At 68.1% G+C, this 24,593-nt stretch carries 27 protein-coding genes; 21 read left to right on the top strand and 6 right to left on the bottom strand.

Going from position 1 to position 24,593, the window contains the following annotated elements; genetic code table 11:
* Positions 1-53 precede the first annotated feature (53 nt).
* From GGQ62_RS07060 to GGQ62_RS07040, 5 genes are all read left to right on the top strand, one after another.
* Positions 54-2,273, top strand: coding sequence for a hypothetical protein (locus tag GGQ62_RS07060; RefSeq protein ID WP_243446695.1), 2,220 nt, complete (start codon positions 54-56; stop codon positions 2,271-2,273).
* Positions 2,270-3,118, top strand: coding sequence for a polysaccharide deacetylase family protein (locus GGQ62_RS07055; RefSeq protein ID WP_152578949.1), 849 nt, complete (start codon positions 2,270-2,272; stop codon positions 3,116-3,118). The genes GGQ62_RS07060 and GGQ62_RS07055 overlap by 4 nt, the downstream gene beginning before the upstream one ends.
* Entirely contained in the window at positions 3,115-4,224 is a 1,110-nt protein-coding gene (locus tag GGQ62_RS07050) for an endo-1,4-beta-xylanase (protein WP_152578950.1), read from the top strand. Before GGQ62_RS07055 ends, GGQ62_RS07050 begins: the two co-directional genes overlap by 4 nt.
* A 340-nt stretch (positions 4,225-4,564) precedes the next feature.
* On the top strand, positions 4,565-5,347 hold the full coding sequence (locus tag GGQ62_RS16345) for a PEPxxWA-CTERM sorting domain-containing protein (protein ID WP_424022254.1): 783 nt from the start codon (positions 4,565-4,567) through the stop codon (positions 5,345-5,347).
* Positions 5,348-5,456: 109 nt separating this feature from the next.
* Complete coding sequence (locus GGQ62_RS07040; RefSeq protein WP_152578951.1) at positions 5,457-6,686, top strand: MFS transporter; 1,230 nt, start codon at positions 5,457-5,459, stop codon at positions 6,684-6,686.
* A gap of 133 nt (positions 6,687-6,819) precedes the next feature.
* Here the strand turns inward: GGQ62_RS07040 and purC are convergent, their stop codons facing one another.
* Entirely contained in the window at positions 6,820-7,596 is a 777-nt protein-coding gene (gene purC, locus GGQ62_RS07035) for a phosphoribosylaminoimidazolesuccinocarboxamide synthase (RefSeq protein ID WP_152578952.1), read from the bottom strand.
* 228 nt (positions 7,597-7,824) lie between these two features.
* Here purC and GGQ62_RS07030 point away from each other — a divergent pair, with 228 nt between their 5' ends.
* The 4 genes from GGQ62_RS07030 to GGQ62_RS07015 are packed head-to-tail and all read left to right on the top strand — an operon-like array spanning position 7,825 to position 9,432.
* The gene (locus tag GGQ62_RS07030; RefSeq protein WP_152578953.1) at positions 7,825-8,142 is read left to right on the top strand and encodes a DUF1476 domain-containing protein; all 318 of its coding nucleotides are present in this window, start codon (positions 7,825-7,827) and stop codon (positions 8,140-8,142) included.
* A 1-nt stretch (position 8,143) separates the two neighbouring features.
* Positions 8,144-8,374, top strand: a complete 231-nt coding sequence (locus tag GGQ62_RS07025) for a BolA/IbaG family iron-sulfur metabolism protein (protein WP_152578954.1) — start codon at positions 8,144-8,146, stop codon at positions 8,372-8,374.
* A gap of 10 nt (positions 8,375-8,384) precedes the next feature.
* Positions 8,385-8,723 carry a Grx4 family monothiol glutaredoxin gene (grxD, locus tag GGQ62_RS07020; protein WP_152578955.1) on the top strand — a complete coding sequence of 113 codons (339 nt, stop codon included), beginning with the start codon at positions 8,385-8,387 and terminating at the stop codon, positions 8,721-8,723.
* 49 nt (positions 8,724-8,772) lie between these two features.
* Entirely contained in the window at positions 8,773-9,432 is a 660-nt protein-coding gene (locus tag GGQ62_RS07015; RefSeq protein WP_152578956.1) for a glycerophosphoryl diester phosphodiesterase membrane domain-containing protein, read from the top strand.
* A 32-nt stretch (positions 9,433-9,464) separates the two neighbouring features.
* On the opposite strand, the gene GGQ62_RS07010 is transcribed toward GGQ62_RS07015, so the two are convergent.
* Positions 9,465-10,034, bottom strand: a complete 570-nt coding sequence (locus GGQ62_RS07010; protein ID WP_341533838.1) for a GNAT family N-acetyltransferase — start codon at positions 10,032-10,034, stop codon at positions 9,465-9,467.
* A gap of 74 nt (positions 10,035-10,108) precedes the next feature.
* Positions 10,109-10,960 carry an oxygen-dependent coproporphyrinogen oxidase gene (gene hemF, locus GGQ62_RS07005; RefSeq protein ID WP_152578957.1) on the bottom strand — a complete coding sequence of 284 codons (852 nt, stop codon included), beginning with the start codon at positions 10,958-10,960 and terminating at the stop codon, positions 10,109-10,111.
* 220 nt (positions 10,961-11,180) lie between these two features.
* On the opposite strand from hemF, the gene petA reads away from it, so the two are divergent.
* From petA to GGQ62_RS06980, 5 genes are all read left to right on the top strand, one after another.
* Entirely contained in the window at positions 11,181-11,747 is a 567-nt protein-coding gene (gene petA, locus GGQ62_RS07000) for a ubiquinol-cytochrome c reductase iron-sulfur subunit (RefSeq protein ID WP_152578958.1), read from the top strand.
* A gap of 10 nt (positions 11,748-11,757) precedes the next feature.
* A complete protein-coding gene (locus GGQ62_RS06995; protein ID WP_152578959.1) occupies positions 11,758-13,071 on the top strand; it encodes a cytochrome b in 1,314 nt (437 codons plus the stop codon).
* A gap of 11 nt (positions 13,072-13,082) precedes the next feature.
* On the top strand, positions 13,083-13,943 hold the full coding sequence (locus GGQ62_RS06990; RefSeq protein ID WP_152578960.1) for a cytochrome c1: 861 nt from the start codon (positions 13,083-13,085) through the stop codon (positions 13,941-13,943).
* A 120-nt stretch (positions 13,944-14,063) separates the two neighbouring features.
* Positions 14,064-14,261 (top strand): hypothetical protein, encoded by a 198-nt coding sequence (locus GGQ62_RS06985; protein ID WP_152578961.1) that lies wholly within the window; start codon positions 14,064-14,066, stop codon positions 14,259-14,261.
* A gap of 9 nt (positions 14,262-14,270) precedes the next feature.
* A complete protein-coding gene (locus tag GGQ62_RS06980) occupies positions 14,271-14,804 on the top strand; it encodes an adenine phosphoribosyltransferase (protein ID WP_152578962.1) in 534 nt (177 codons plus the stop codon).
* 130 nt (positions 14,805-14,934) lie between these two features.
* On the opposite strand, the gene GGQ62_RS06975 is transcribed toward GGQ62_RS06980, so the two are convergent.
* Together GGQ62_RS06975 and GGQ62_RS06970 are read right to left on the bottom strand one after the other, a co-directional pair.
* Positions 14,935-15,264, bottom strand: coding sequence for a DUF6481 family protein (locus GGQ62_RS06975; protein WP_152578963.1), 330 nt, complete (start codon positions 15,262-15,264; stop codon positions 14,935-14,937).
* 24 nt (positions 15,265-15,288) lie between these two features.
* A complete protein-coding gene (locus GGQ62_RS06970; protein ID WP_167649515.1) occupies positions 15,289-17,388 on the bottom strand; it encodes a molybdopterin oxidoreductase family protein in 2,100 nt (699 codons plus the stop codon).
* 116 nt (positions 17,389-17,504) lie between these two features.
* Between GGQ62_RS06970 and GGQ62_RS06965 the strand changes: the two genes are divergently transcribed.
* Positions 17,505-18,800, top strand: coding sequence for an alpha/beta hydrolase (locus GGQ62_RS06965; RefSeq protein ID WP_152578965.1), 1,296 nt, complete (start codon positions 17,505-17,507; stop codon positions 18,798-18,800).
* On the opposite strand, the gene GGQ62_RS06960 is transcribed toward GGQ62_RS06965, so the two are convergent.
* Positions 18,770-19,468: a lipase family protein gene (locus GGQ62_RS06960; RefSeq protein WP_152578966.1), complete on the bottom strand. Its 699-nt coding sequence runs from the start codon at positions 19,466-19,468 to the stop codon at positions 18,770-18,772. The two genes, GGQ62_RS06965 and GGQ62_RS06960, sit on opposite strands and share 31 nt — an antisense overlap.
* Positions 19,469-19,681: 213 nt before the next feature.
* On the opposite strand from GGQ62_RS06960, the gene GGQ62_RS06955 reads away from it, so the two are divergent.
* The 6 genes from GGQ62_RS06955 (at position 19,682) to pth (ending at position 24,498) form a co-directional block, all read left to right on the top strand.
* On the top strand, positions 19,682-19,858 hold the full coding sequence (locus GGQ62_RS06955; protein WP_153401475.1) for a hypothetical protein: 177 nt from the start codon (positions 19,682-19,684) through the stop codon (positions 19,856-19,858).
* A 142-nt stretch (positions 19,859-20,000) separates the two neighbouring features.
* Positions 20,001-21,524 carry an acyl-CoA synthetase gene (locus GGQ62_RS06950; protein WP_152578967.1) on the top strand — a complete coding sequence of 508 codons (1,524 nt, stop codon included), beginning with the start codon at positions 20,001-20,003 and terminating at the stop codon, positions 21,522-21,524.
* A 51-nt stretch (positions 21,525-21,575) separates the two neighbouring features.
* Positions 21,576-22,445, top strand: a complete 870-nt coding sequence (locus GGQ62_RS06945; RefSeq protein WP_152578968.1) for a TraB/GumN family protein — start codon at positions 21,576-21,578, stop codon at positions 22,443-22,445.
* A gap of 194 nt (positions 22,446-22,639) precedes the next feature.
* Positions 22,640-23,131: an acyltransferase gene (locus GGQ62_RS06940; RefSeq protein ID WP_243446295.1), complete on the top strand. Its 492-nt coding sequence runs from the start codon at positions 22,640-22,642 to the stop codon at positions 23,129-23,131.
* 117 nt (positions 23,132-23,248) lie between these two features.
* Positions 23,249-23,875 carry a 50S ribosomal protein L25/general stress protein Ctc gene (locus GGQ62_RS06935; protein WP_152578969.1) on the top strand — a complete coding sequence of 209 codons (627 nt, stop codon included), beginning with the start codon at positions 23,249-23,251 and terminating at the stop codon, positions 23,873-23,875.
* A gap of 59 nt (positions 23,876-23,934) precedes the next feature.
* A complete protein-coding gene (gene pth, locus GGQ62_RS06930) occupies positions 23,935-24,498 on the top strand; it encodes an aminoacyl-tRNA hydrolase (RefSeq protein ID WP_152578970.1) in 564 nt (187 codons plus the stop codon).
* Positions 24,499-24,593 lie beyond the last annotated feature (95 nt).

The raw sequence follows: 24,593 nt of genomic DNA, 5'->3' as shown, positions 1-24,593 counted from the left end.
TGCAACCACACGGCCGTGTCGTTCGCCCGGCCGGGTGCGCCATGAGGTGCCGCGTGTTCCGGAAAGCCATCACAGCCGCGATTGCCGCCGTGCTGGGCCTGGCGAGCGCGACGGTTGCGGCGGCGCCGATCGATCGTCCGGCGCTGGTGGCGCGGCACGACCCGGTGTTCACGGCCATCGACCGCCATGCGCCGGTGATGCTGGGCAATGGCGCGCTGGGCTTTACCGCCGACATCACCGGGCTGCAGACGTTTCCGGAGCAATATGCGCCGACGTCGCCATTGCTGACGATGGCGCAATGGGCGTGGCACAGCTTTCCCAACCCCAGGGGCTATACCGCCGCCGATGGCGAGGTTCTCGTGCCGGTGCCCGGGCGCGGCCGCCAACCCTATGCCTATATGCGCGATTTTGCCGAGGCGGCGCAGCGGCCGGCGCTGGCGTGGCTGCGCGAGAATCCGCACCGCATCTCGCTGGGCCGCGTCGCGCTGGCGCTGACGCTGCCGGACGGCACGCCGGCGACCTTTGCGGCGATTTCGGACACGCGCCAGCGGCTCGACCTGTGGACCGGGACGCTGCACAGCGACTTCCGTTTTGCCGGGGCGCCGGTGTCGGTCGTGACCCGCGTCGATGCCGGGCGCGATGCCGTGCTGGTGGAGATCCGGTCGCCGCTGGTCGCCACCGGCCAAGTCGGCATCGATGTCCGCTACCCCGGAGTCGCCGCCGGCCTGAACCCCGACCCTTCGGACTGGAACCACCCCGATGCCCACCGCACCATCGTCACCGGGCGGGTGCCGGGGGGGCTGACCGTCCGCCGCCAGATCGACGGCACGACCTATTATTCGGCGCTGGCCGCGGCGGGCGCGGTGATCCGGCCGGCCGGACCGCACGGGTTCCGCATCCTGGCGCGGTCGGGCGACCGGCTGGTGGCGTCGATCAGCTTTGAACAGACGGCGTTGCCGGCGCGGTTCGACGAAGCCGCGCGTGCTGCCGCCACGACCGAACATTGGCGCGATTACTGGACAAAGGGCGGCATGATCGACCTGTCGGGCAGCACCGACCGCCGCGCGCCCGAACTGGAACGGCGCATCGTGCTGTCGCAATATCTGGCGGCGATCAACCAGGCCGGCGCCGTGCCGCCGCAGGAGGAGGGGCTGTTTTCGAACAGCTGGAACGGCAAGTTCCATCTGGAGATGCACCCCTGGCACGCGGCGCATTTCGCCATCTGGGGCCGGCCGGAGCTGCTGGAGCGCAGCCTTGGCTGGTATCGCGCTGCACTGCCCGGCGCGATGGCGGACGCGCGGCGCCACCGGGTCGATGGCGCCTGGTGGCCCAAGATGTCGGGCCCCGAAGGCCGCAGCAGCCCCAGCCCGATCAACCCGTTCATCATGTGGCAGCAGCCGCACCCGATCTATCTGGCCGAACTGGCTTGGCGGGCGCAGCCGGACAAGGCGACGCTGGCACGCCATGCCGAAATCGTCGAGCAGACGGCGCGGTTGCTGGCCAGCTGGCCGCGGCTGGACCCGGCAACCGGCCGCTATTCGCTGGGCCCGCCGATCATCCCGGTGCAGGAAAACCATGATCCGATGACGACGGTCGATCCGGCGTTCGAGCTGGCCTATTTTCGCTGGGGGCTGGAAACGGCGCAGGCATGGCGCGTGCGGCGCGGGCTGGCGCGCGACGCCGGCTGGGACCGGGTAATCGCCGGGCTGGCGCCGCTGCCCGTGCGCGACGGCCTGTATCTGCCGGTGGCGACGGCGCCGGATTTCTGGCGGGTTTCGGCCAGCGCCGCCTGCCGACGCAACGCGGTGCTGCCGCAATGCCTCAACCGCGATCATCCGTCGTTTCTGATGGCGCATGGGCTGATCGCGGGGGCGGGTGTGGACGCCGCTGCCATGCGCGCGACGCTGGCGGCGACCGATGCCGATTGGGACCTGCGCCAGACCTGGGGCTGGGATTTTCCGATGATTGCGATGACGGCGGCGCGGCTCGGCGATCCGGAGGCGGCGATCGACTGGCTGCTGCGGGCCGAGGTCAACAACCAATGGGGGCCGACAGGGATGACGCCGCGTGTCGCGCTCGACCCCGCAGCGCGGGGCGGCCCCGACGGGCCGGGGTTCGTGCGCGTTGCCGACACCTATTTCCCATCAAACGGCGCGTTGCTGCTCGCCGTCGGCATGATGGCGGCGGGCTGGGATGGCGCCGAGGGGCCGGCACCCGGATTTCCGCGTGCGGGGTGGCAGGTGCGCAGCGAAAACATCCGACCGTTGCCATGAGGACGGCAGCCATCCTGTGCGCGATGCTGGCGACGGCAGCCGGGGCGCGGCCGGTGATCGCGCCCACCTTCGATGATCTCCCGGCGCACGGGGCGCTGCCGCCGGGCGAAACCCGCGCCGGGGTGGCGGGCGCGATCATCGCGGCGCTGAAGCAGGCGCGGGTGCCCGGGCCGCATGGCTTCGTTAATGGCGCGCTGGTCGGGGCCGATCCGGCGCCGCTGGCGATGTGGCGGGCGGCGGGGTTCCCGATCGGCAACCATGGCTGGTCGCATGCCAATCTCGATGTGACGCCGGTTGCCGATTATGTCGCCGACATCGATCGCAACGCGGTGCCGGGTGACGGGCGCTGGTTCCGCTTTCCGTTCCTCGCCGAGGGCAAGGACCCCAAGGTGCGGCAGGCGGTGCGGACGGCGCTGGCCGAGCGCGGCTACAGGATCGCTGCGGTGACGATGAGTTTCGGCGACTTCCTGTGGAACGATGCCTATGCGCGGTGCGCCGGCGACCCGGCGGCGGTCGCGGTCCTGGAACGCAGCTATCTTGCTGCCGCGTCGGAAGCGGCGGCGGCGTCGCGGGCGGCGGCGCGCCAGCGCCATGGCCGCGATATTCCCTATGTGCTGCTGCTGCATGTCGGCGCCTTCGATGCGCGGCTGCTGCCGCGGCTGCTGGCGCAATATCGCCGCGAAGGCTTTGGCTTCACGACGCTGGCCAGGGCGCAGCGCGACCCGGCCTATGCCAGCGACACCGATCCGGCGCGGCCGCCGGTGCCGGCGTTGCCCTTGCCGCAGGTGCATAATTATGGCCCGATGCTGGCGGCCCTGTGCCGCCCTGAGGAGAGTGCGCGATGATCGATCGGCGAGGCGTCTTGAAGGGTGCAGCGGCGGCGGCCGCGCTGCCGCTGCTGGGGGCGGCGACGGCGGCGGACTCGCTGGCGGCGGTGGCGGCATCGAAGGGCCTGCGCTTCGGCAGCACCGTCGGCGGCAAGAATTTCGAGGACCCGGCCTATCGCGCGCTCAATGTCGCGCAATGCGGGCTGATCGTTCCCGAAAATGCGATGAAATGGGTGGCGCTGCGCCCCGACGCCAAAAGCTTCGATTTCCGCGCGGCGGACGCGATCGTCAGATGGGCGGTCGACAATCGCATGGGCGTGCGCGGGCATACGCTGCTGTGGCATTCGCCGCAGTGGATGCCCGACTGGGTGACGCGCCATGACTACGGCGCCCAGCCGGCGCGCGAGGCGGCGCGGCTGCTCGCCGATCATGTCGGCACCGTCGCCGCGCGCTATGCCGGGGTGATCGACAGTTTCGACGTCGTCAACGAGGCAGTCGATTCGGACACCGGCGGGCTTCGCGAAACCGCGCTGTCGAAGGCGATGGGTGCCGAAAACGCCATCGACCTGGCGTTCCGCACCGCCCGGCAGGCGGCGCCCGGCGCGCAGCTGGTCTATAATGATTACATGAGCTGGCAGGACGATGGCGGCAAGCATCGCGACGGCGTCCTGCGGCTGCTCGAGGCATTGAAGAAGCGCGGTACTCCAGTCGATGCGCTGGGGGTGCAGGGCCATCTCGGCAGCAAGTACAGCGACACGCCAACGGGGCTGGGGTCGCTCGACGTGCGCGCCTGGCGGCGCTTTCTCGACGATGCGACCGGCATGGGGCTCGACCTGCTGGTCACCGAACTCGATGTCCATGACAATCCGCTGCCGGCGGACTTTGCCGTGCGCGACAAGCTCGTTGCCGATCACACACGCGCCTATCTCGACCTGATGCTGTCCTACCCGCAATTGAAGACGATCATGTGCTGGGGGTTGAGCGACAAATACAGCTGGCTGCAGGGCTTGCGCCCACGCCCCGACGGCCTGCCGAAACGGCCGCTGCCGTTCGACGCCGATTTTGCGCCCAAGCCGATGCGCGATGCGATCGCGGCGGCGATCAAGGCGGCGGCACCGCGCTGACGACGGGAAAACAGCGACTGTGTTGGTTAACGGATCTTCAGAAAGTCTCGAAAGTCACAGTGAATCGCTTGGGTGGCCTTGCACATGCGGGCTGTTCGGCCGGCAAGGCAGAATCGGCACGCGCGGCGCAGTGTAACCTATCTGGATCGTGTAGGACAGGCCTATCGGCTGTTCGCCATCTTGACCTGCAACGCGGGGCGTTCAGCGTGCCAAACCTGCGCCTTGAAGACGCCTGCTTTGTGAAAAAATGTTCACCAGTGTTGACCCGTTTCGACCGGAAACCGCGCCTTAGCTTCTGAACCCGGTCGGCGTCGTGCGGACCGGACAAAGAGGAGGGCATGTGATGCAGCGTGGACCGGTGGGCAATCTCTTGTTGGTGGCGGGTGTGTGTCTGGGGGCGGCAGGTGCGGCGCAGGCGGCGCCGACCAATCTTTCGACCTGGACCGCGGAAGGGTCGGGGGGCAATTGGGTCAGGGCCGCCGACAACAATTCGGTTACCCAGACGATCAACGGCACGCCGACGGTGTTCTACAGCGACTTCGACGGGCAGGGCGTGCGGCTGTCGGGCACGATCAGGGTCAATACATCCGGCGACGATGATTTCATCGGCTTCGTGCTGGGCTTCAACGGCGGCGACCTGGCCAGCACGGCCACCGATTTCCTGTTGATCGACTGGAAGCAGACGTCGCAGAATTACAACGGCTTCGCGCCCGCCGGGCTTGCGCTGTCGCGGGTGACCGGGGGCCTGCGCGACAATGCGGGGGCCTGGGCGCACAATCCCGCACTGGGCGTGACCGAGCTGGCACGCGCCAACACGCTGGGGGCGACAGGCTGGGCCGACTTCCAGACCTATACCTTCGACATTGCGTTCACGGCGAACAATGTCCGGGTGCTGGTCGACGACGTCCTGCAGTTCGACGTCAACGGGACTTTCGCCAACGGCAGCTTCGGCTTCTACAACTACAGCCAGTCCAATGTGACCTATGCCGGCATCACCGACGAAATCCTGCCGCCCCCCGCGTCGGCGGTTCCGGAGCCGGGTTCATGGGCGATGATGATCGCGGGCTTCGGCCTGGTCGGCGCGGCGGCACGCCGGCGCACGGCGGCGTCGGTCGTCGCCTGAGCCTTTGCAGCGCGGCCGCCTGGCCCCCGGCCAGGCGGGTCGCGCTGCGACGCGCGCGCGGATGCAGGCGGCGCGTTGACATTGCCACGGCTTGTGCCAGCTTTCGCTGATGGCATCCCGATCGCATTCCGCCCCCGGTCCGTCACTGGCGCTGATCGTCATGGTCGGGCTGGTGATCATGCTCAACTATATCGATCGCGGCGCGGTGAGCATCGCGGCACCGCTGATCAAGGACGAGATGGGACTGTCGGCGACGGGCTATGGCCTTGTCGTTTCGGCCTTTTTCTGGACCTATGTGCCGATCCTGGTGCTGGCGGGGTGGCTGGCGGACCGGATGTCGGTGTGGTGGCTGATGACTGGCGGCGTCGCGATCTGGGCGTTGGCGACGCTCTTGATGGGGTTTGCCGGCGGGCTGGCGACGCTGGTGGTGCTGCGGCTGCTGATGGGTGTGGGCGAAGGCGTCGCCTTTCCCTGCGCGTCGAAGCTGATGGCGCGCGCGCCGGAGGCACGGCGCGGGGTGGCGAACATCTCGCTGTCGGCAGGGCTCGCCATCGGCCCGCTGGTCGGCACGCTGATGGGCGGGCTGATCCTCGAACATTATGGCTGGCGGCCGATGTTCGTGGTGTTCGGGGTGATGACGCTGGCGTGGCTGGTGCCGTGGCTGTGGCGGCGGCGCGAGGTCGATGCGCCGCTGGCCGATGATGCGGCAGGGGCGGTGGGCTATGGCCGGCTATTGCGGACGCCGGCGCTGTGGGCGCTGTCGCTCTACCATTTTTCGGGCACCTATGTGCTGTACTTCGTCATCGCCTGGCTGCCGCTCTATCTCGTCAAGGCGCGCGGCTATGACATCGGCGACATGGCGCTGCTGACGGCGTTCTTTTACCTCGGCCAGGCGGCGGGCGCAGCCTTTTCGGGCGGCATCGGCGACCGGCTGATCGCGGCCGGGCGCACGCCGTGCCAGGTGCGGCGCGGCATCGGGCTGCTGGCCTCGGGCGTGTCGGCGGTGGGCATCCTGGCGATCGCGCAGACCGAGACGACATTGGCGCTGATGGTGTGGCTGGTGCCGACGAGCATCGCCATCGGGACGATCACCGGCATCCTGTTCGTCGTCGGCCAGACGCTGGCCGGGCCGGAATCGGCAGGGCGCTGGGTGGGGACGCAGACCGGCTTCGGCAATCTGTCGGGGGTGGTGGGTCCGGTCATCACCGGCGCGATCGTCGATGCCGCGGGCTATGGGCCGGCGTTCGTGGTGACGGCGGTGATCGTGGTGCTGGGGGCGATCGTGTTTGCGGTCGGGGTGCCGCGGGTCGTGGCGGTGGACTGGGGGCGAGCGACCTGAATCCGCTCGGGATGAGCGAGAACTCGGGAAGGGGCGTTTGCGGGTGAGGTTTGCCCCGCACGACGCGCCGCACACCCTCACCCGTGGCCGGCTTCGCCGTCTCTCGACCTCTCCCGCAAGCGGGAGAGGGGAGTCAGCGCCCCCGCGTCTTGCGGTGCTCCGCGAGGTTGAGGACTTCGGGTTCGTCTTCCGGCGTCAGGCCGAGGCGGCGGGCGACTTCCTGATAGGCTTCGGCCTCGCCGCCGAGGTCGCGGCGGAAGCGGTCCTTGTCGAGCTTTTCGTTGGTCTTCATGTCCCACAGGCGGCAGCCATCGGGGCTGATTTCGTCGGCGAGGATGATGCGGCTGAAATCGCCATCGAACAGGCGACCGAATTCGAGCTTGAAGTCGACGAGGCGGATGCCGACGCCGGCGAACAGCCCGGCCATGAAGTCGTTCACGCGGATCGCCATGTCGGCGATGTCGTGCATTTCTTCCTGAGTGGCCCAGCCGAAGGCGGCGATATGCTCCTCGGTGATCAGCGGATCATTGAGGGCATCGTCCTTGTAATAATATTCGAGGATGGTGCGCGGCAGGGTGGTGCCTTCCTCCAGCCCGAAGCGCTTGGCCAGCGAACCGGCGACGACGTTGCGGACGACGACCTCGATCGGCACGATCTCGACCTGGCGCACCAGCTGCTCGCGCATGTTGAGGCGGCGGATGAAATGCGTCGGGATGCCGATCGTCGCGAGCATGGTGAACAGATGCTCGGAGATGCGGTTGTTGAGCACGCCCTTGCCGCTGATCGTGCCCTTTTTCTGGGCATTGAAAGCGGTGGCGTCATCCTTGAAATACTGAATGATCGTGCCGGGTTCGGGCCCCTCGTAGAGGATCTTGGCCTTGCCCTCGTAGATCTGGCGGCGGCGCGACATGCCTGTCCTCCTCGGCGGGTCCAGCGCCAGGGCTGCGCGGGACCGATGGAAAGCAAATGCCCCGGAAAACAGCTGGTCGACAGCCGCGCCCGGGGCGAAGGGCGTCCATAGCGCGGGGGCGGCGATGCTGCAATGCTGACGATGGCGGGTCAAAACAGTGTTGGCGATTGAACCGGCGGGCGCGCGGCTCTATCTGGGGCAACGACACCTTGCGAGAAAGCCCGCTGCATGACGACGTTCGACGACCGCCAGACCGCCTTCGAGAACAAGTTCGCGCATGATGCCGACCTGCAGTTCAAGGTGGCGGCGCGCCGCGACAAGCTGGTCGGCCTGTGGGCGGCGACGCAGCTGGGCCATGACGGCGAGGCGGCGGACGCCTATGCCCGCAGCATCGTCATTGCCGACCTGGAAGAGGCCGGTGACGAGGATGTGGTGCGCAAGCTGGTCGCCGACCTGGCCGGCGCCGGCATCGACGAGGCGGCGATTCGCGCCCAGCTGGCGCTGGCGGCGACCGAGGCGCGGCGCCAGATCATGGATTCGATGTAACATGGCGATGGCGGCGAGCGAGATCGAAACGGCCATCGTCGCGGCGTTGCCCGGCGCGGTGGTGGAAATCACCGACCTTGCCGGCGACGGCGACCATTATGCGGCGCGGGTGACGGCGGCGCAGTTTGCCGGCCTGTCGCGGGTCAAGCAGCACCAGCTGGTGTACAACGCGCTCGGCGGGCGCATGGGCGGCGCGCTGCACGCCCTGCAATTGACGACGATTTCGGCCTGAGGAGGCATAGATGACCACAACGACCGTGCACGATCGTATCGAAACCCTGGTGTCGAACAACGACATCGTGCTGTTCATGAAGGGCACGCCGATGTTCCCGCAATGCGGCTTTTCCAGCCAGGCGGTGGCGATCCTGGAGCGGCTGGGAGTCGGCTTCGAGAGCGTCGACGTCCTCGCCGACCCGGAAATCCGCGCCGGGGTGAAGGAATATTCGGAATGGCCGACGGTGCCGCAGCTTTACGTGAAGGGCGAATTCGTCGGCGGGTCGGACATCATGATGGAGATGTACCAGGCCGGCGAACTGACGGCGATGATCGAGGCGGCCGGAATTTCGCGCCAGCCGTCCTGATCCGGTGTCCAGGGCGGGGCCACTGACGGTCGGTGCCATCTGGCAGGGCATGATCGACGCCCTGCGCCCGGATTTCGGCGTGTTGTTCGCGGTCGCGGCGCCGTTCACACTGCTGGTTTCGATGGCGCTGGCGCTGTTCGGCCCGGCGCCGCCGACAACGATGGCGGCGTTGACGCCGCGTGTCGTGATCCTGCTGCTGGTCCTGCCGAGCATCGTCGGCGCCATCGGCCAGCTGGCGGTGACCTGGCTGGTGGCCAATCCGGGCGGCACGCCGCGGCAGGCGCTTGCGGTGGCGGCCCGCGTCTTGCCGGCCTATCTCGGCGCGCTGCTGCTGGCCACGCCGGCGACGTCGCTGGGGCTGATCGCGCTCATCCTGCCGGGGCTGTACATCTTTGCGCGGGTCTTCCTGATCGGCCCGGCGGCGGTGATCGAAGGGCTCGGCCCGGTCGCGGCGCTGCGGCGCAGCTGGGCGATGACGGCGACCAGCGCCTGGACGATCCTGGCGTTCATCATCGTCGGGCTGTTGTTCATGTTCGGCGCCGCCGTGCTGTCGAGCGGGGTCGGCGCCGCGCTGGGGCTGTTGCTGACGACGCTGGGGTTGAAATCGGTCGGCGGCTTTGTCGGCGCGCTGATCGGCGCGGTCGTGTCGACGCTGTTCGCCATGGGCAGCGCGGCGGCCGGCGCGGTGGTGTTCCAGCGGTTGCGATAGCGCGCGCGTCCGCTTTGCCCGCGATGCAGGCGTCAGAGCAGCGGAATTCCGGGCGCGACGTCGCGGGCGTAAAGGCCGGTGGCGCGCGGATCGGGGTAGATTTCCACGGCGCGTTCGAAAGGCACGAAACCGTGGCGCTGGTAGAAGCCGAGCGCTGCCGGGTGATCGAGGTCGCAGGTGTGGACCCAGACGCGCTTGACCGCCGGCACCCAGGCCATGCGCAATGCATGCGCCATCAGCCAGGCGCCATGGCCGTTGCCGGTCATTCCCGGGACGAGGCCGAAATAGGCGATCTCGCAGGTGTGGGCGACGGAGAAATCGAGTTCCAGCAGGCCGACGGGCGTGCCGTCGCGGCGGGTGGCGACATGGACGGTGGTGGTGCGGGAATCGAGCACGGCGGCCAGCGCATCGGCGTCCATGACCAGCCGGCCACGCCACAGCCAGGGAGCGCCGATCTGGCGGAACAGCCAGAGGTAGCGGGTGCGGTCGACCGGCGCCGGCCAGTGTTCGAGACGCAACGCCGATTTGCGCGGTTCGCCGATGGGCAGCGGCGCCAGCATCTCGAGGCTGGTGACGATGGTGGCGATATGCCCGGTGGGCACGGGCGTGAAGCTGTGCCCTGCGGGCACGATATCTTGTCTGTGCCCTCCGGGCACGGGTGGCGGGACGATCAAGCTCAGTCCCAGCGTGCTTCGGGCGGCAGGCTCATCAGGATGGCGTCGACATTGCCGCCGGTCTTCAGGCCGAAGGTGGTGCCGCGGTCGTAGACGAGGTTGAATTCGGCATAGACGCCGCGATAGCGCAGTTGCGCCAGCCGCTGTTCGGCGGTGAACGGCGTGTGCATCCGCTCGCGGACCAGCCGCGGGTAGATATCGACGAAGGTGTTGCCGACATCGCGGGTGAAGGCGAAATCCTTGTCCCAGTCGCTGCTGAGATGGTCGTAGAAAATGCCGCCGACGCCGCGATGCCGGTTGCGGTGGGGCACCCAGAAATATTCCTCCGCCCATTTCTTGAAGGCGGGGTAATGCGCCGGGTCGTGGCTGTCGCACATCGCCTTGACGGCGGCGTGGAAGGCGGCGGTCTGCGCGTCGTCGGGGAGCGCCGGGTTGAGATCGACCCCGCCGCCGAACCAGCGCTTGGTGGTCACCAGGAACCGCGTGTTCATGTGGATAGCGGGAACGAGCGGGTTGCAGGGGTGGATGACGAGGCTGATGCCGGTGGCGAAGAAGCGCGGATCTTCGCCGGCGCCATTGATCTGCTTGGCGAAATCGGGCGAGAATTCGCCATGGACGGTGGAAATGTTGACCCCGGCCTTTTCGAACACCCGGCCCTTCAGCACCGACATGACGCCACCGCCGCCATGGCCGCCGCTGGCATCGGGCCGGTCCCAGGCGGTGCGCTGGAAGCGGCCGGCGGGGCCGGGGCCGGTGCCTTCGTCCTCCAGCGTCTCGAGGGCGGAGCAGATGGTGTCGCGCAGGGTGCGGAACCAGGTCTGGGCGGCGGTCTGCTGGTCATCGAGTGTGTACATGCGCGGTGTTTAACCGCATCGCCGCCGGCAGCGGAACCCTGATATTGCAAAGGGGTCGTGGAGACGGTGAAATTGGCGTGTCGGCACCGCCGCGCCAATTTGTCCGCCAAAAACATCGTTGCGTTGGCGGGCGCGACGCGTCTATTGCGGCACAATTGTCGGTACTGCGAAGGGGCACGCCGGCGCCAGATCGACGTGACATGTTTTCGGAAGGTTTCTGATGGCTAGCCAGACGCAGCGTCCTGCCGCTGCCGCGCTCCCCCCGGAGGGTGAGCGCCGCCGCGATTTCCTCTACATCGCCACCGGTGCCTTTGCCGCTGTCGGCGGCGCCGCGGTCGTGTGGCCGATGATCAACCAGATGAACCCGTCGGCCGACGTGCTGGCGCTGGCATCGATCGATGTCGACCTGGCGGCGGTGCAGCCGGGCCAGGCGATTAAGGTCAGCTGGCGCGGCAAGCCGGTGTTCGCACGCCGGCTGACGCCGGCCGAGATCGACGCCGCCAACAAGGTTGATGTGTCGACGCTGCGCGACCCGCAGACGCTGGCCGAGCGCACCAAGCCCGGCAAGCAGGAATGGCTGATCACCCTGGGCGTCTGCACCCACCTCGGCTGCGTGCCGCTGGGCGCCGGCACCGGTGAGAACCGCGGCGATTATGGCGGCTATTTCTGCCCCTGCCACGGGTCGCAGTATGACACGGCGGCACGCATCCGGTCCGGCCCGGCGCCGACGAACCTGGTCGTGCCGGACTATACGTTCCGGTCAGACACCGCCGTGACGATCGGCTGAGGAGGATCAGATGAGCTTTCCCTGGGCCAAGCAGTACGAGCCGACGACCGGCATCGGCAAATTTTTCGACCAGCAGCTGCCGCTGCCGCGGTTTGTCTATGGTGCCCTGGGCGCCGGCTATCCGACGCCGAAAAACCTCAATTATTTCTATAACTTCGGCGTTCTGGCCGGAGTTGCGCTGGTCATCCAGATCATCACCGGCGTCATCCTGGCGATGCACTATGCCGCCAATGTGACGGTCGCCTTCGACAGCGTCGAGCACATCATGCGCGACGTCAACGGCGGCTGGATGTTCCGTTACATGCACGCCGTCGGCGCGAGCTTCTTCTTTGCCGTCGTCTATATCCACATGTTCCGCGGTTTGTATTACGGATCGTACAAGCCGCCGCGCGAAGTGCTGTGGATGCTCGGGCTCGTCATCTTCCTGCTGATGATGGCGACAGCGTTCATGGGCTATGTGCTGGTCTGGGGGCAGATGAGCTTCTGGGGTGCGACGGTCATCACCGGGCTGTTCTCGGCCATTCCGATCGTCGGCGACTATATCCAGACGCTGCTGCTCGGCGGCTTCGCCCCCGACAATGCGACGCTCAACCGCTTCTTCTCGCTCCATTACCTGCTGCCGTTCGTGATCTTCGGGGTCATCATCCTGCACGTCTGGGCGCTGCACATCCCGGGGTCGAACAACCCGACCGGCGTCGCGGTGAAGACCGAAGCCGACACGGTGCCGTTCCACCCCTATTACACCGCCAAGGATTTCTTCGGCCTCGGCGTTTACCTGACGCTGTTTGCCGCCGTGGTGTTCTTCGCGCCGAACGCGCTGGGCGAGCCCGACAACTATATCCCGGCCAATGCGCTGTCGACGCCGGCACACATTGTCCCCGAATGGTATTTCTGGCCCTTCTACGCGATCCTGCGTGCCTTCACCGTCGACTTCCTGTTCATCCCGGCCAAGCTGATGGGCGTGCTGGCGATGTTCGCGGCGATCCTGCTGCTGTTCTTCCTGCCCTGGCTCGACACGTCGCCGGTGCGCTCGAACAGCTATCGTCCGCTCAACCGGATCCTGTTCTGGGTGTTCGTGGCGGTCTGCCTTGTCCTCGGGGTCGCGGGCGGCAAGCCGGCCGAAGAACCCTGGGTGCGGCTGAGCCAGGTGCTGACGGCCTATTATTTCGCGCATTTCCTCATCATCACGCCGCTGGTCGCGCGCTTTGAAAAGACGCTGCCGCTGCCCCGGTCGATTTCGGAGGCCGTGCTGGCGAAGTACGGCAGCGGCCCGAGCGGCACGCCGGGCGCTGGCCCGGCCGCCGTCGCGCAGCCGGCTGAATAAGGGTCAATCACATGGTTCGTCTTGGCGCTCTGGTCGTTGGCCTGTTCTTCTGCATCGCCGTCCTGTGGGGCGCTGTGCAGCCGCGCGAGGCCGTCGCGCCCGATCCGGTGAAGGAGGTTGTCCAGCACCCGGAAAAGATGGTGTGGGCACACAACGGTATCGGCAATCTGGGCATCACCGGCACCTTTGACCGCAAGCAGCTGCAGCGCGGCTTCCAGGTCTATCGCGAAGTCTGCTCGGCCTGCCATTCGATCAACCGCGTCGCGTTCCGCGATCTCGCCGCGCTCGGCTTTTCGGAAGCGGAGATCAAGGCGATCGCCGTCAGCTACGACATTCCGAGCATCGACGATGCCGGTGAGCCGACGACGCGCAAGGGGACGCCGGCGGACAAGTTCCCGCTGGTCTATCCGAACGAAGCTGCGGCGCGCGCGGCACAGAACGGCGCCTACCCGCCCGACCTGTCGCTGATGACCAAGGCACGCGAGGATGGCACCAACTATGTCCATTCGCTGCTGCTCGGCTATCGTGACGAAGTGCCGAAGACGCTGACGGCGCCGGAAGGGCTGTATTACAACCCCTGGTTCCATTCGGCCTTCATCGCCATGCCGCCGCCGCTCGCCGCCGACGAACAGGTGACCTATGCCGACGGCACCAAGGGCACCCGCGCGCAATATGCCGCCGATGTGTCGACCTTCCTGACCTGGACCGCCGAGCCCAAGCTGGAAGCCCGCAAGTCGACGGGTGTTGCAGCGGTCATTTACCTGCTCATCCTGACCGCGCTGGGTTATCTCAGCTACAAGAAGGTCTGGGCCGATGTGAAGGGCGACGCCCGTCGCAAGGGCGCGCACAGCAACGTCGTCGACAAGGTCTGACCTGCCGACGCGCATCCTGCCGGTGCCCTGCGGCATCGGCGGGACGCGCGGCACGGCATTTCCCCCTGGCAATGGCGGTCACCCGAGGTTAGCCTCCGACGCGACATCGGGGAGCGGGTGATGATCGGGAAAATGAGCATGGTGGCGGCGCTGGCCGTCGCAATCGGCGGGCTTTCGGCGCCCTTGGCGGCGGCGCCGTGCAAGGATGCCAAGGGCAAATTCGTCAAATGCCCGCCCGTCACCACCCCGGTCCGATGCAAGGACGCCAAGGGCAAGTTCACCAAGTGCAGCGCACCGGGTGCGGTGCCGATCAAATAGGACGGGTTGATGGCGAACGAGGATCTGTACGCACTCGTCCGCACCATCGCCGATTATCCCAAGCCCGGGATCCAGTTCCGCGACATCACCACCCTGCTGCTCGACGGCCGCGGCTTCGGCCTGGCGATCGAGCGGATGGCTGCTGCGGTCGGGCCGGCGCCCGATCTCGTGGCCGGCGTGGAGGCGCGCGGGTTCATCTTCGGCGCCGCGCTGGCGCACCGGCTCGGCTGCGGCATGGTCCTGCTGCGCAAGTCGAACAAGCTGCCGGGGCGCGTCACCGGGATCAACTACGCCCTTGAATATGGCCAGGACCGGCTGGAAATGCACAGCGACGCGGTGACACCGGAACAGCGCGTGCTGCTTGTCGATGATCTGATCGCCACCGGCGGCACGGCGTTGGCGGGCGTCGACCTGCTGCGCGGGGCCGGCGCGGTGGTCAGCGGCGCGTCGTTCGTGATCGACCTGCCGGACTTGGGCGGGGCGGAACGGCTGCGCCGTGCGGGCGTGGCTGTGTCGGCGCTGCTGGAATATGCGGGGGACTGAGAGCCTCCGGCGGGCAGGGCGTTACGCCCTGCACCCGATCATCGGGTAGCGCATAATCCTGAAAATCGAGGCACCATCGACGGGTGCAGGGCCGCCGGCCCTGCCCGCCGGAGGCTCTTGCCTGACGGCGTCAGCGGCCCTTCTTGCGGGCGGCGTAGCGGGCGTCGCGCGCGGCCTTCTGGGCGGCTTCGCGCGCAATGGCTTCAAGCCGGGCCTGTTCGGCCTTGACGATCGCTTCGGCTTCCTTGGCCAGCCGGGCTTCCTCGGCGCGCACGGCGGCTTCGGCGCGTTCACGCTTGCGCTGTTCTTCACGTTCGGCACGCTTTTCGGCGGCGCGAGCGCGGGCGGCCAGTGCCTCTTCGTTCGGCGGCGGCGCGCTCTTGAACTTGTCGAGGGCGGCCTTGCGGGCTTCAGCCGCGGCCTTGGCGCGGTCGGTGTGGTCGGGGAGTTTGAATGCCATATGGCGCGCTCTGTAGCCGCGACTTCATTCGGCTGCAACAGCGCTGCGCACCGGCGCGACATCGACGGGCGTGCCGACCAGCGCCGCATTGCCCGACAGGGGGTCGATGCGGTGGCGTTCGGTCAGGTCGTTGACCGAGGCGCCGGGGTGCGCCTGCGCCACGGCAAGGCGGACGCCGGGGCGGTGGTGGCCAAAGCCGTGCGGCATCGACACGACCCCCGGCATGACCGAATCGGTGATTTCGGCGGCAACTTCGACCGTGCCGGCGCCGCTGCGGACGACGACGCGATCGCCGTCGGCAATGTCGCGCGGCGCGGCGTCGCCCGGGTGGATCATCAGCGTGCAGCGCGGCGGGCCCTTGGCGAGCCGGTGCGAATTGCCCAGCCAGCTGTTGTTGTTGCGGACATGGCGGCGGCCGATGAGCACCAGGCCATCGGCGGGTGGCGCCGACAGCCAGTCCGCGAATCGCGCGGCTAGGTCGGCGATGAGCTCGGCCGGCGCGCAGGCGATGGTCTTGTCCGGCGTGCGCAGCCGGTCGGGCAGGCGCGGTTCGAGCGCGCCGAGGTCGAGGCCATGGGGGTGCGCCTCGACGTCGGCGAGGGTGAGGCCGCGCGGGGCGTTGCGCAGCATCCGATCGAGGCTGTCGCGCGGGGGGACGATGTTGGGCAGCGGCTGGCCCTGCGCGCCGGCGATGGCGCGGGCGAGTTCGGCAACGATTTCCCAGTCGCTCTTGCTGCCCGGCGTCGGCGGGAAGGTGGGCGGCGAATATTTGGCAAAATTGCGCACCGCGATCGGCGCCAGGAAAAGCGGGTAATGGTCCTTTTCCAGCGGTCCGCACGGCGGCAGGATGTAATCGGCATGGGCGCTGGTCGCGGTCACGTACATGTCGATGCTGACCATCAGGTCGAGCGTGGCGAGTGCCGCATCGAGCGCATTGCCATCGGGCACCGACAGCACCGGATTGCCGGCGATGGTGAAGAACGCCTTGATCTGGCCGGCGCCGGGGGTGGCAATTTCCTCCGCCATGGCAACGGCGGGAAATTCGCCGAGCACTTCCGGGTGGCCCGAGACGCGGCTGTGGAAGCGGCCGCGCGACCCCGACCCGGTCTGCCCGACGATATCGACGGCGGGGGTGGAGAACATCGCGCCGCCGATGCGATCGAGGTTGCCGGTGGCGATGTTGAGCAGGTTGATCAGCCAGTGGTTGAGCGTGCCGAAGGCGGCGGTGGACACGCCGATGCGGCCATAGACGATGGCGGGGCTGCCATCGCCGAGCTGCGCCGCGAGGTCGCGGATGACGGCGGCGTCGATACCGCAGGCGGCGGCGAGGCGGGTGATGTCGAAGCGGCGCAGCGCTGCCCAGGCGGCATCCCAGCCGGCGAGCATGGCGGCAAGGCGGCCGGGGGCGACCAGCCCGGCCTCGTCGAGCGCCAGCAGCAGCGCGATGAGCAGGGCGGGGTCGCTGCCGGGCCGGATGAAGTGGTGGGCGTCGGCGACGGCGGCGGTTTCGGTGCGGCGCGGGTCGATGACGGTCAGGCGGCCGCCGCGCGCCTGCAGCGCGGCGATGCGTGTGCGCACATCGGGAACGGTCCAGACGCTGCCGTTCGACGCCAGCGGGTTGCCGCCGATGATGACCATGTGCCGGGTGCGGTCGATATCGGGAATGGGGAACAGCGCGTTGTGGCCGTACATCCACAGCTGGACGAGCTGGTGGGGCACCTGATCGACGCTGGAGGCGGAGAACATCGCCTTGGCGCCCAGCGCCTTGCGCAGCAGCGGCAGTTGCGGGGCGATGCTGTAATTGTGTGCGTTGGGGTTGCCGGCGTAGATCGCCGTTTCGCCGCCGGCGGCGCGGATGGCGGCGACGCGGGCGGCGATTTCGGCGAAGGCCGTGTCCCAGGCGATCGGGTGCCAGGCGCCGCCGACGCGCTTGACCGGGGTGCGCAGCCGGTCGGGGTCGCTTTCCAGGTCGGCGATGGCGGTCGCCTTGGGGCAGATATGGCCGCGGCTGAGCGGGTCGTCGGAGTCGCCCCTGATCGACAGGACGCTGCGGCCATCGACGGTGACGATGATGCCGCAATTGGCTTCGCACAGGTGGCAGGTGCGCAGGTGCGTGGTGGGCATGGGGCGTCCCCTGATTGTGGATCAGATTACCCGGGTGCGCGGTCGGGGGGAAGCTGGTGGTTTTGCGTTGTGGCGGGGTGATTGAGAGTCGGCGTCGCAACGACTAAGCACCATCCATGCGCCGTATCCTCATCATCCTGCTGCTGGTCGTGGTCGCCGTGACGGTCGCGCTGTCCTTCTACCAGCCGCCGATGCGGTTGATGCCGACGCCGAAGCTGTTTCTGGATGGCGCGCCCGATGCCTTTGCCGCCAACCCGGCGCTGGCGAAGACCAATGGTATCGAGATCTTCTATGCCACCAACCGGTTGCCGGTCGGGCCGCGGACCAGCCGCACCTATGCGGTGGTGCCCGGGCGCGAGCTGAAACTGGGGGTGGCGACGATTCGCATCGGCGGGCCGGAAACCAGCTGGGAGACGATCTATGCCATGTCGACCAATGTCGTCGATGACCAGCGGCCGCGGCTGAACCTGCAGACGCTGGCGGAGATGGCGTCCGTCGACGAGGATGACCGGCGGCTGTCGCCCGGCACCCGCGCCTGGCTGGCGTTGGTCAACGCCGCCATCGACCGGTCGCCGGACAAGGACATCATCATCTATGTCCATGGCGCCAATTCGACGGTGGAGCGGGCGGCGGGGCAGGCGGCGCAGTTGCGGCACTTCACCGGGCAGAATTCGGTGGTGCTGCTGTTCGCCTGGCCGACGGCGGAAAACTTCCTGCGCTACCCGCGCGACATGGTGACGGCGTTCGGCGCGGCGCCGCAGCTGGCACGGCTGGTCGGCCTGCTGGCGCGGCAGACGCGCGCGCGGAACATCGACGTGCTGACCTACAGCGCCGGCGGCACGGTGGGCAGCGAGGGGCTGGCGCTGGTCGGGCGGCAGGCGCGGCTGGCGGGCGCCGCCGACCCGCGGCTGGGCGAAGTCTATCACGCCGCGCCCGATGCCGACACGCGCGGGTTTGTCGACGACCTTCGCGATTATGCCGGGGTGGCGCGGCGGGTGACGGTCGCGGCCAACATGGGCGATGTGACGCTGCGGCTGTCGCAGGCGGCCAATCGCGGCTCGCGCGCCGGGCGGCCCGACATCGCCGAGCTGAGCGCCAACCAGACGCGCTTCCTGCTCGATGCGACGCAGGCCAAGGGGGTTGAGCTGCTGCGGGTACGGCCCGAGGACATTCCCGACCTGTCGGACCGGTCGCACAGTTTCTGGTACAACGACCCCTGGGTCAGCAGCGACGTGCTGATCACCTTCCTGTTCCACCTGCCGCCGGGCGAACGCGGGCTGGTGGCGGGCGACGCCGGCGGCGCGGTTTACTGGGGCTTTCCGCCCGATTATCCGGCGCGGCTGCCGGGCGTGCTGGCCGGGTTGCGCGCGACGGTCGCCGATCAGCGGGCAAAGGCGCCGGTCGCCAGATAGGCGCGGACCTGGTCGATGACGGCGGCGTCATGGACCATGAAGGTGTGCTGGACCGGCAGCACGATATGGTCGCGCATGCCGTCGATGCGGGTGGCGGCGACCGAGACCTTGCCGTCATTGGCGCCGGGCAGCAGCCGCGGCGCGATGATCGGGTCGAACGGCCGGTCGCCGGCGATGATGCCGAGGTCGAAATCGACGGCACCCAATTGGGCCTGGTGATCGTCGGGGCGCAGGGTGCGCAGGTGCGGGCCGACCGGGCCGAAGATCAACGTGTCGAGGCCGAGGTCGAAGACGAAATCGGCAAGCTCGCTGCCGGCGTTGGGCGGCGCCAGCATGACCACCCGGCCCAGCGCCGGCGGGCGATGCGCGGTGATATAGGCGCGCGCCACCAGCCCGCCGAGCGAATGGGTGACGAAGTGGAGGGGACCGGGGTTGGCCGCGGCAAAGGCGGTGATGCGCGGGTGGAGGAAGGCGATGATCTCCGCCATCGACCGGCGCAGGCCATAGGAGGGCGACAATGTCGGGGTGCCGCCGCGGCGCAGGGCGGCGGCGATGCTGCGCAGCGAAAACCCGGTGCGGCCCATGCCGTGGAGGAGAACGACGCCGCCGCTGCCCTGGAACCTGTCGGTGCCGTTGCTATCGGCCGCTGGATCGGGAGTGGACGCCATGATGCGATGATGCGCGATGCCGGCGCCGGCGGCAACATCGCCGGACCGACACCACCGTTTCGAACGCAGATCAGGGCCATTACGGTTCCGGTTCGTCTTGCTTGCGGCTTTTGACAGGTCGATCTCGAAGGGGTGGAGGACGCGCTACGGACGGGCATTCCGGATGCGGCCATCCACAACAGCAGCGCGCAGCCGCGCGGTTGGGGGTCGTCCATGCAGAACATACGCGCGTCGGAAATCTGTCTCGGTGGACACGCCGCGGCGTCGGACACCGGCGCGTCGGGCCGCCGCCGAACACTCTGGTACCGGTTGCGCCTGGGGTGGCGCTGGTACCGGCGCAGCATCCGCAAGCCGATGAGCGAGGACGAGCGCATCCAGAGCCAGTGGTGACGCAATCGGCCCCGTGCTGATCAATAGTGCGGGGTAGGCGGCGGGGATCGCAGTGCCTAATCCGGCACGGTGCGTTCGACCGGCGGGCCGCGGGGGCAACCGCGCGGGGCATGGCCAGCGAATGCCCGATCGCCGGGGAGACATGATGCATCCGTTCGTCCACGCCGCCGCCACGCCCGACAAGCCGGCCATCATCATGGCTGGGACCGGCGAGACCATGACCTATGGCGCGCTCGAGGCGCGATCGAACCGGGTGGCGCAGCTGATGCGGGCGCAGGGACTGGTGCGCGGCGACACGATCGCCGTGCTGATGACCAATTGCGCCGATTACCTCGCCGTGTGCTGGGGGGCGCAGCGATCGGGGCTGGTCTATGTGGCGATGTCCACCAAGCTGACCGCCGAGGAAGCGGGCTATATCCTCGCCGATTCGGGCGCCAAGCTGATCGTCGCTTCGGCCTCGCTCGGCGCGGTTGCCGCGGGTGCGGCGGCGGGGCTGACGGCGCGCTATGCCAGCGGCGGCGCGATCGACGGCTTCGACGATCTCGACACGGCGCTGGCGGCCCAGCCGGCGACGCCGATCGCCGATGAAAGCTGCGGCCGCGACATGCTCTATTCGAGCGGCACCACCGGGCGGCCCAAGGGCGTGCGCGGGCCGTTGCCCGAAGGCGCGCTCGATGCCGGCGACGCGCTGACCGGGCTGGTGGCGATGCTGTACCAGTTCGGGCCGGACATGGTCTATCTGTCGCCGGCGCCGCTCTATCACGCGGCACCCTTGCGCTATTGCATGGCGGTACAGCGCTTCGGCGGCACCGTGGTGGTGATGGAACGGTTCGATCCCGAAACCTATCTGGCGCTGGTCGAGACATACCGCATCACCCACAGCCAGCTGGTGCCGACGATGTTCGTGCGGATGCTGAAGCTGGACGAGGACGTGCGCACACGCCACGACCTGTCGAGTTTGAAGGCCGCCATCCATGCCGCGGCGCCGTGCCCGGTCGATGTCAAGCACGCCATGCTCGCCTGGTGGGGCCCGGTCATCTACGAATATTATTCGGCGACCGAAGGCGCCGGCTTCACCACCATCAGCCCGCAGGAGTGGCTGGCGCGGCCGGGGTCGGTCGGCAAGGCGATCCTGGGCGAAATCCGCGTGCTCGGCGACGATGACGAATTGCTGCCGCCGGGGCAGACGGGGCGCATCTATTTCGCCGGCGGGCCGGGATTTTCTTATCACAACGACGCGGAAAAGACCGCGAGCGTGATGGGGACGCACGGCGCCACCTTCGGCGATATCGGCCATGTCGACGAGGATGGCTATCTGTTCCTGACCGACCGCGCCGCGTTCATGATCATTTCGGGCGGCGTCAACGTCTATCCGCAGGAGGCGGAAAATGCGCTGACGCTGCATCCTGAAGTCGCCGATGTCGCAGTGTTCGGGGTGCCCGATGCCGAAATGGGGGAGGCGGTGAAGGCGGTGGTGCAACCGCGTGACATGGCCCGCGCCGGGCCGGAGCTGGAGGCAGAACTGATCGCCTTCGTCCGGTCGCGATTGAGCCATGTCAAATGCCCCAAGAGCATCGATTTCCTGCCCGAGCTGCCGCGTCACGACACCGGCAAATTGTACAAGCGCCTGTTGAAGGACCGGTATTGGGCGGAGGCGGCGGCCTGAGGGCGCGGGTGGACAGGTGACATTCAGCGGGTGACGATTATACCCGCGGCCATGCGAATCCCTGCCTTTTTCCTCGCCGCCGTCCTTGCGTGGCTGTTGCTCGCCGTCCCTGCGACGGCCGCGCCCAAGGCCTGGGTGGTGCGCGACGGCGATACCGAAATCACCCTGTTCGGCACAATCCATGCGCTGCCCAAGGGCACCGAATGGCTCAGCCCCGCGGTGGCGCAGCGGCTGGATACCGCCGACACGCTGGTGCTGGAGGCGGTGCTGCCCGACGACCCGCAGGCGTTGATGCCGCTGATCGCGCGCGTCGGCATGCGGCCCGGGCTGAAGCCGCTGGCACAGCGGGTGCCGGCCGATGCGCTGCCCAAGCTCACCGCGGCAGCGGTCGCGGCCGGGGTGCCGATGGCAACGCTCGACCGGATGGAAAGCTGGCTGGCAGCGGTCACGCTGGGCGATGCGGCGTTGGCCGGAATCGGCGTGTCGTCGGACAGCGGGGTGGAGCCGGTGCTGACAGCGCGGGTGAAGAAGCGCGGCCGGCCGGTGATCGGGCTGGAAACGGTCGAGGAGCAGCTGCATTTCTTCGATGGCCTGTCGCAGGCCGACCAGACCGCGATGCTGCTGTCGACGATCGACGAGGTGGCGACGGCGAAGGCCAACATGGCGAGCGTCACCGGCCTGTGGCAGGCGGGTGACGTCGATGCCATCGCCCGCGATTTCGACACCGAGACGCGGGGGTCGCCGCTGCTGCGCCAGCGGCTGCTGGTCGGGCGCAACACGCGCTGGGCGGACTGGATCGTCGGCCTGATGCGACAGCCGGGCAAGACCTTCATTGCCGTGGGGGCCGGGCATCTGGGCGGGCCCGATGGCTTGCTGGCACTGCTGCGCGCGCGCGGGTTGGCGGTAGAGGCGGTCGGCTGATGCGCGGGGCTTGCTGACGCTTTTTTGCGCTTCCCGGGCGTCCCGCGACTTCGCTCGGGATGCGCAGGAATTATGGGCGCGGGTGAGCGCCATTGTGCCGGGCGCGACGCACGGGATCATGTCGCCCGGGACGCGCGGTTGCATGGCCGTGGCGCGGCGGGCATAGAGCCAGCGTCGACGCCATGTGAGATGCCATGCTGCCCTTGCGCTATCGCCTCCGCACCAAGCTTTACAATGCGTCGAGCTGGATGTTGCGGACCTGGTATGTCAGCGTGCTGGGCATGACGATCGGCGTCGATTGCCGGATCTCGCGATCGGCCAAGCTCGATCGCACCAACCCGCGCGGCGTCCATATCGGCGACCATACGCTGATCTCCTTCGACGCGGCGATCCTGACGCATGATTTCGTCGGGGGCCGGCATGTCGATACCTTCGTCGGCAGCAACTGCTTCATCGGCGCGCGGTCGCTGATCATGCCCGGCGTGCGGATCGGCAACCATTGCATCATCGGGTCGGGATCGGTGGTGACGAGCGACATTCCCGACAATTGCGTGGCGGTGGGCAATCCGGCGCGGATCCTCCACCGCAACATCGTCACCGGGCGCTGGGGCATCCGCAACCCCAAGTTCCTGGTCAAGGAAGGCATCATCGCGGCGCCGGCGGCGGACGGATTTTCCGCCGGCTAAGGGCTTTGCCTTGCATTTCGGGGACGCTTCGCCTATGCGCCACCGCTTCGCGTCGTCCCCGATTCTGCATCCCTGGAGGCCTGGGGGGCGCGAGCCATTATCTGGAGATGCGAGCAAATGAGCGAAACACTGAAGCTCGCGGCCGAGATGCGTGAACGGGCAGGCAAGGGAGCCTCTCGGGCAATGCGTCGTACGGGCCGCGTTCCGGCTGTCATCTATGGCGCCGGCGAAGCTGCTACCCCCATCCATGTCGAGGAAAAGCTGCTGGTCCGCCAGCTGTCGTCCGGGCATTTCATGAACTCGGTCGTCGAGATCGCCGTCGGTGACGGCAAGGCGATCCGCACGTTGCCGCGCGACGTGCAGTTCCACCCGGTCACCGACCGGCCGATCCATGTCGACTTCTTCCGCCTGCAGGGCAATGCGTCGATCACCGTCGAAGTGCCGGTGCATTTCAGCGGCGAAGAGGAATCGCCCGGCATGAAGCGCGGCGCGGTGCTCAACATCGTCCGTCACGAGCTGCAGCTCGATTGCCCGTCGAACGCCATTCCCGACCAGATCGCGATCAGCCTGTCCGGTCTCGATATCGGTGATTCGATCCACATCAGCGCCGTCACCCTGCCCAAGGGCGTGACGTCGCACATCACCGACCGCGATTTCACCATCGCGACGCTGGTCGCACCGTCGGCGCTGAAGAGCGAAGACGATGCCGCCGAAGCTGCGGCCGCCGAAACCGCCGCGGCCTGATGTCCTGAGACCGGCGAAGTGAAAATCTTCGCCGGGCCTCGTCTGGTTGGGCCGGCAAGATGAAGATTTTTGCCGGGCTGGGCAACCCGGGCGCGGCGTATGCGCTCAACCGGCACAATATCGGCTTCATGGCGGTCGACGCCATTGCCGCGGCGCATGGCTTCGGCCCCTGGAAGTCCCGCTTCCTCGGGCTGGCCAGCGACGGGCGGATCGGCGCCGACAAGGTGACGTTGCTCAAGCCGGCGACCTTCATGAACGACAGCGGCCGTTCGGTTGGCGAGGCAGTGCGCTTTTTCAAACTCGACGCCGCCGAGGCGCTGACGGTGTTCTACGACGAGCTCGACCTCGAACCGTTCCGCATCAAGGTCAAGCATGGCGGCGGCGCCGCCGGGCACAATGGCATCCGATCGATCGACGCGCATCTGGGGCCGGATTACCGCCGGGTGCGGATGGGCATCGGCCATCCGGGGCACAAGGACCGGGTGTCGCCATATGTGCTCGGCAATTTCGCCAGGGCAGAGATGGACCCGCTTGCCGATGTGCTGGGGGCGGTGGCGGCGGAGGTGCCGTGGCTGCTCGCTGGCGACGAGGCGCGGTTCATGAGCGAGGTCGCGCGGCGCTGACGCCTTCGCCTTCTCCCCTCCCGCTTGCGGGAGGGGTCGGGGGTGGGTAGTGGCAGCTTCGTTCGCCCCGAAAACCCACCCCCGACCCCTCCCGT

This window comes from Polymorphobacter fuscus, assembly GCF_011927825.1.
GTDB classification, from domain to species: domain Bacteria; phylum Pseudomonadota; class Alphaproteobacteria; order Sphingomonadales; family Sphingomonadaceae; genus Sandarakinorhabdus; species Sandarakinorhabdus fusca.
Note: the sequence above shows the minus strand (reverse complement) of the source record. Positions and strands in the feature narration are given on the sequence as shown.

Excerpts from the sequence above, each read along its gene's own strand:
- GGQ62_RS06955 (WP_153401475.1), top strand. The coding sequence starts at position 19,682 with ATGCAGAACATACGCGCGTCGGAAATCTGTCTCGGTGGACACGCCGCG.
- GGQ62_RS06985 (WP_152578961.1), top strand. The coding sequence starts at position 14,064 with ATGATCGGGAAAATGAGCATGGTGGCGGCGCTGGCCGTCGCAATCGGC.
- GGQ62_RS06980 (WP_152578962.1), top strand. The coding sequence starts at position 14,271 with ATGGCGAACGAGGATCTGTACGCACTCGTCCGCACCATCGCCGATTAT.
- GGQ62_RS06990 (WP_152578960.1), top strand. The coding sequence starts at position 13,083 with ATGGTTCGTCTTGGCGCTCTGGTCGTTGGCCTGTTCTTCTGCATCGCC.
- purC (WP_152578952.1), bottom strand. The coding sequence starts at position 7,596 with ATGTCGCGCCGCCGCCAGATCTACGAGGGCAAGGCCAAGATCCTCTAC.
- GGQ62_RS07040 (WP_152578951.1), top strand. The coding sequence starts at position 5,457 with ATGGCATCCCGATCGCATTCCGCCCCCGGTCCGTCACTGGCGCTGATC.
- GGQ62_RS06965 (WP_152578965.1), top strand. The coding sequence starts at position 17,505 with ATGCGCCGTATCCTCATCATCCTGCTGCTGGTCGTGGTCGCCGTGACG.
- grxD (WP_152578955.1), top strand. The coding sequence starts at position 8,385 with ATGACCACAACGACCGTGCACGATCGTATCGAAACCCTGGTGTCGAAC.
- hemF (WP_152578957.1), bottom strand. The coding sequence starts at position 10,960 with ATGTACACACTCGATGACCAGCAGACCGCCGCCCAGACCTGGTTCCGC.
- GGQ62_RS06970 (WP_167649515.1), bottom strand. The coding sequence starts at position 17,388 with ATGCCCACCACGCACCTGCGCACCTGCCACCTGTGCGAAGCCAATTGC.
- GGQ62_RS07025 (WP_152578954.1), top strand. The coding sequence starts at position 8,144 with ATGGCGATGGCGGCGAGCGAGATCGAAACGGCCATCGTCGCGGCGTTG.
- petA (WP_152578958.1), top strand. The coding sequence starts at position 11,181 with ATGGCTAGCCAGACGCAGCGTCCTGCCGCTGCCGCGCTCCCCCCGGAG.
- GGQ62_RS06960 (WP_152578966.1), bottom strand. The coding sequence starts at position 19,468 with ATGGCGTCCACTCCCGATCCAGCGGCCGATAGCAACGGCACCGACAGG.
- GGQ62_RS07055 (WP_152578949.1), top strand. The coding sequence starts at position 2,270 with ATGAGGACGGCAGCCATCCTGTGCGCGATGCTGGCGACGGCAGCCGGG.
- GGQ62_RS06975 (WP_152578963.1), bottom strand. The coding sequence starts at position 15,264 with ATGGCATTCAAACTCCCCGACCACACCGACCGCGCCAAGGCCGCGGCT.
- GGQ62_RS06995 (WP_152578959.1), top strand. The coding sequence starts at position 11,758 with ATGAGCTTTCCCTGGGCCAAGCAGTACGAGCCGACGACCGGCATCGGC.
- GGQ62_RS07050 (WP_152578950.1), top strand. The coding sequence starts at position 3,115 with ATGATCGATCGGCGAGGCGTCTTGAAGGGTGCAGCGGCGGCGGCCGCG.
- pth (WP_152578970.1), top strand. The coding sequence starts at position 23,935 with ATGAAGATTTTTGCCGGGCTGGGCAACCCGGGCGCGGCGTATGCGCTC.
- GGQ62_RS06940 (WP_243446295.1), top strand. The coding sequence starts at position 22,640 with ATGCTGCCCTTGCGCTATCGCCTCCGCACCAAGCTTTACAATGCGTCG.
- GGQ62_RS06935 (WP_152578969.1), top strand. The coding sequence starts at position 23,249 with ATGAGCGAAACACTGAAGCTCGCGGCCGAGATGCGTGAACGGGCAGGC.
- GGQ62_RS06950 (WP_152578967.1), top strand. The coding sequence starts at position 20,001 with ATGATGCATCCGTTCGTCCACGCCGCCGCCACGCCCGACAAGCCGGCC.
- GGQ62_RS06945 (WP_152578968.1), top strand. The coding sequence starts at position 21,576 with ATGCGAATCCCTGCCTTTTTCCTCGCCGCCGTCCTTGCGTGGCTGTTG.
- GGQ62_RS07030 (WP_152578953.1), top strand. The coding sequence starts at position 7,825 with ATGACGACGTTCGACGACCGCCAGACCGCCTTCGAGAACAAGTTCGCG.
- GGQ62_RS07015 (WP_152578956.1), top strand. The coding sequence starts at position 8,773 with ATGATCGACGCCCTGCGCCCGGATTTCGGCGTGTTGTTCGCGGTCGCG.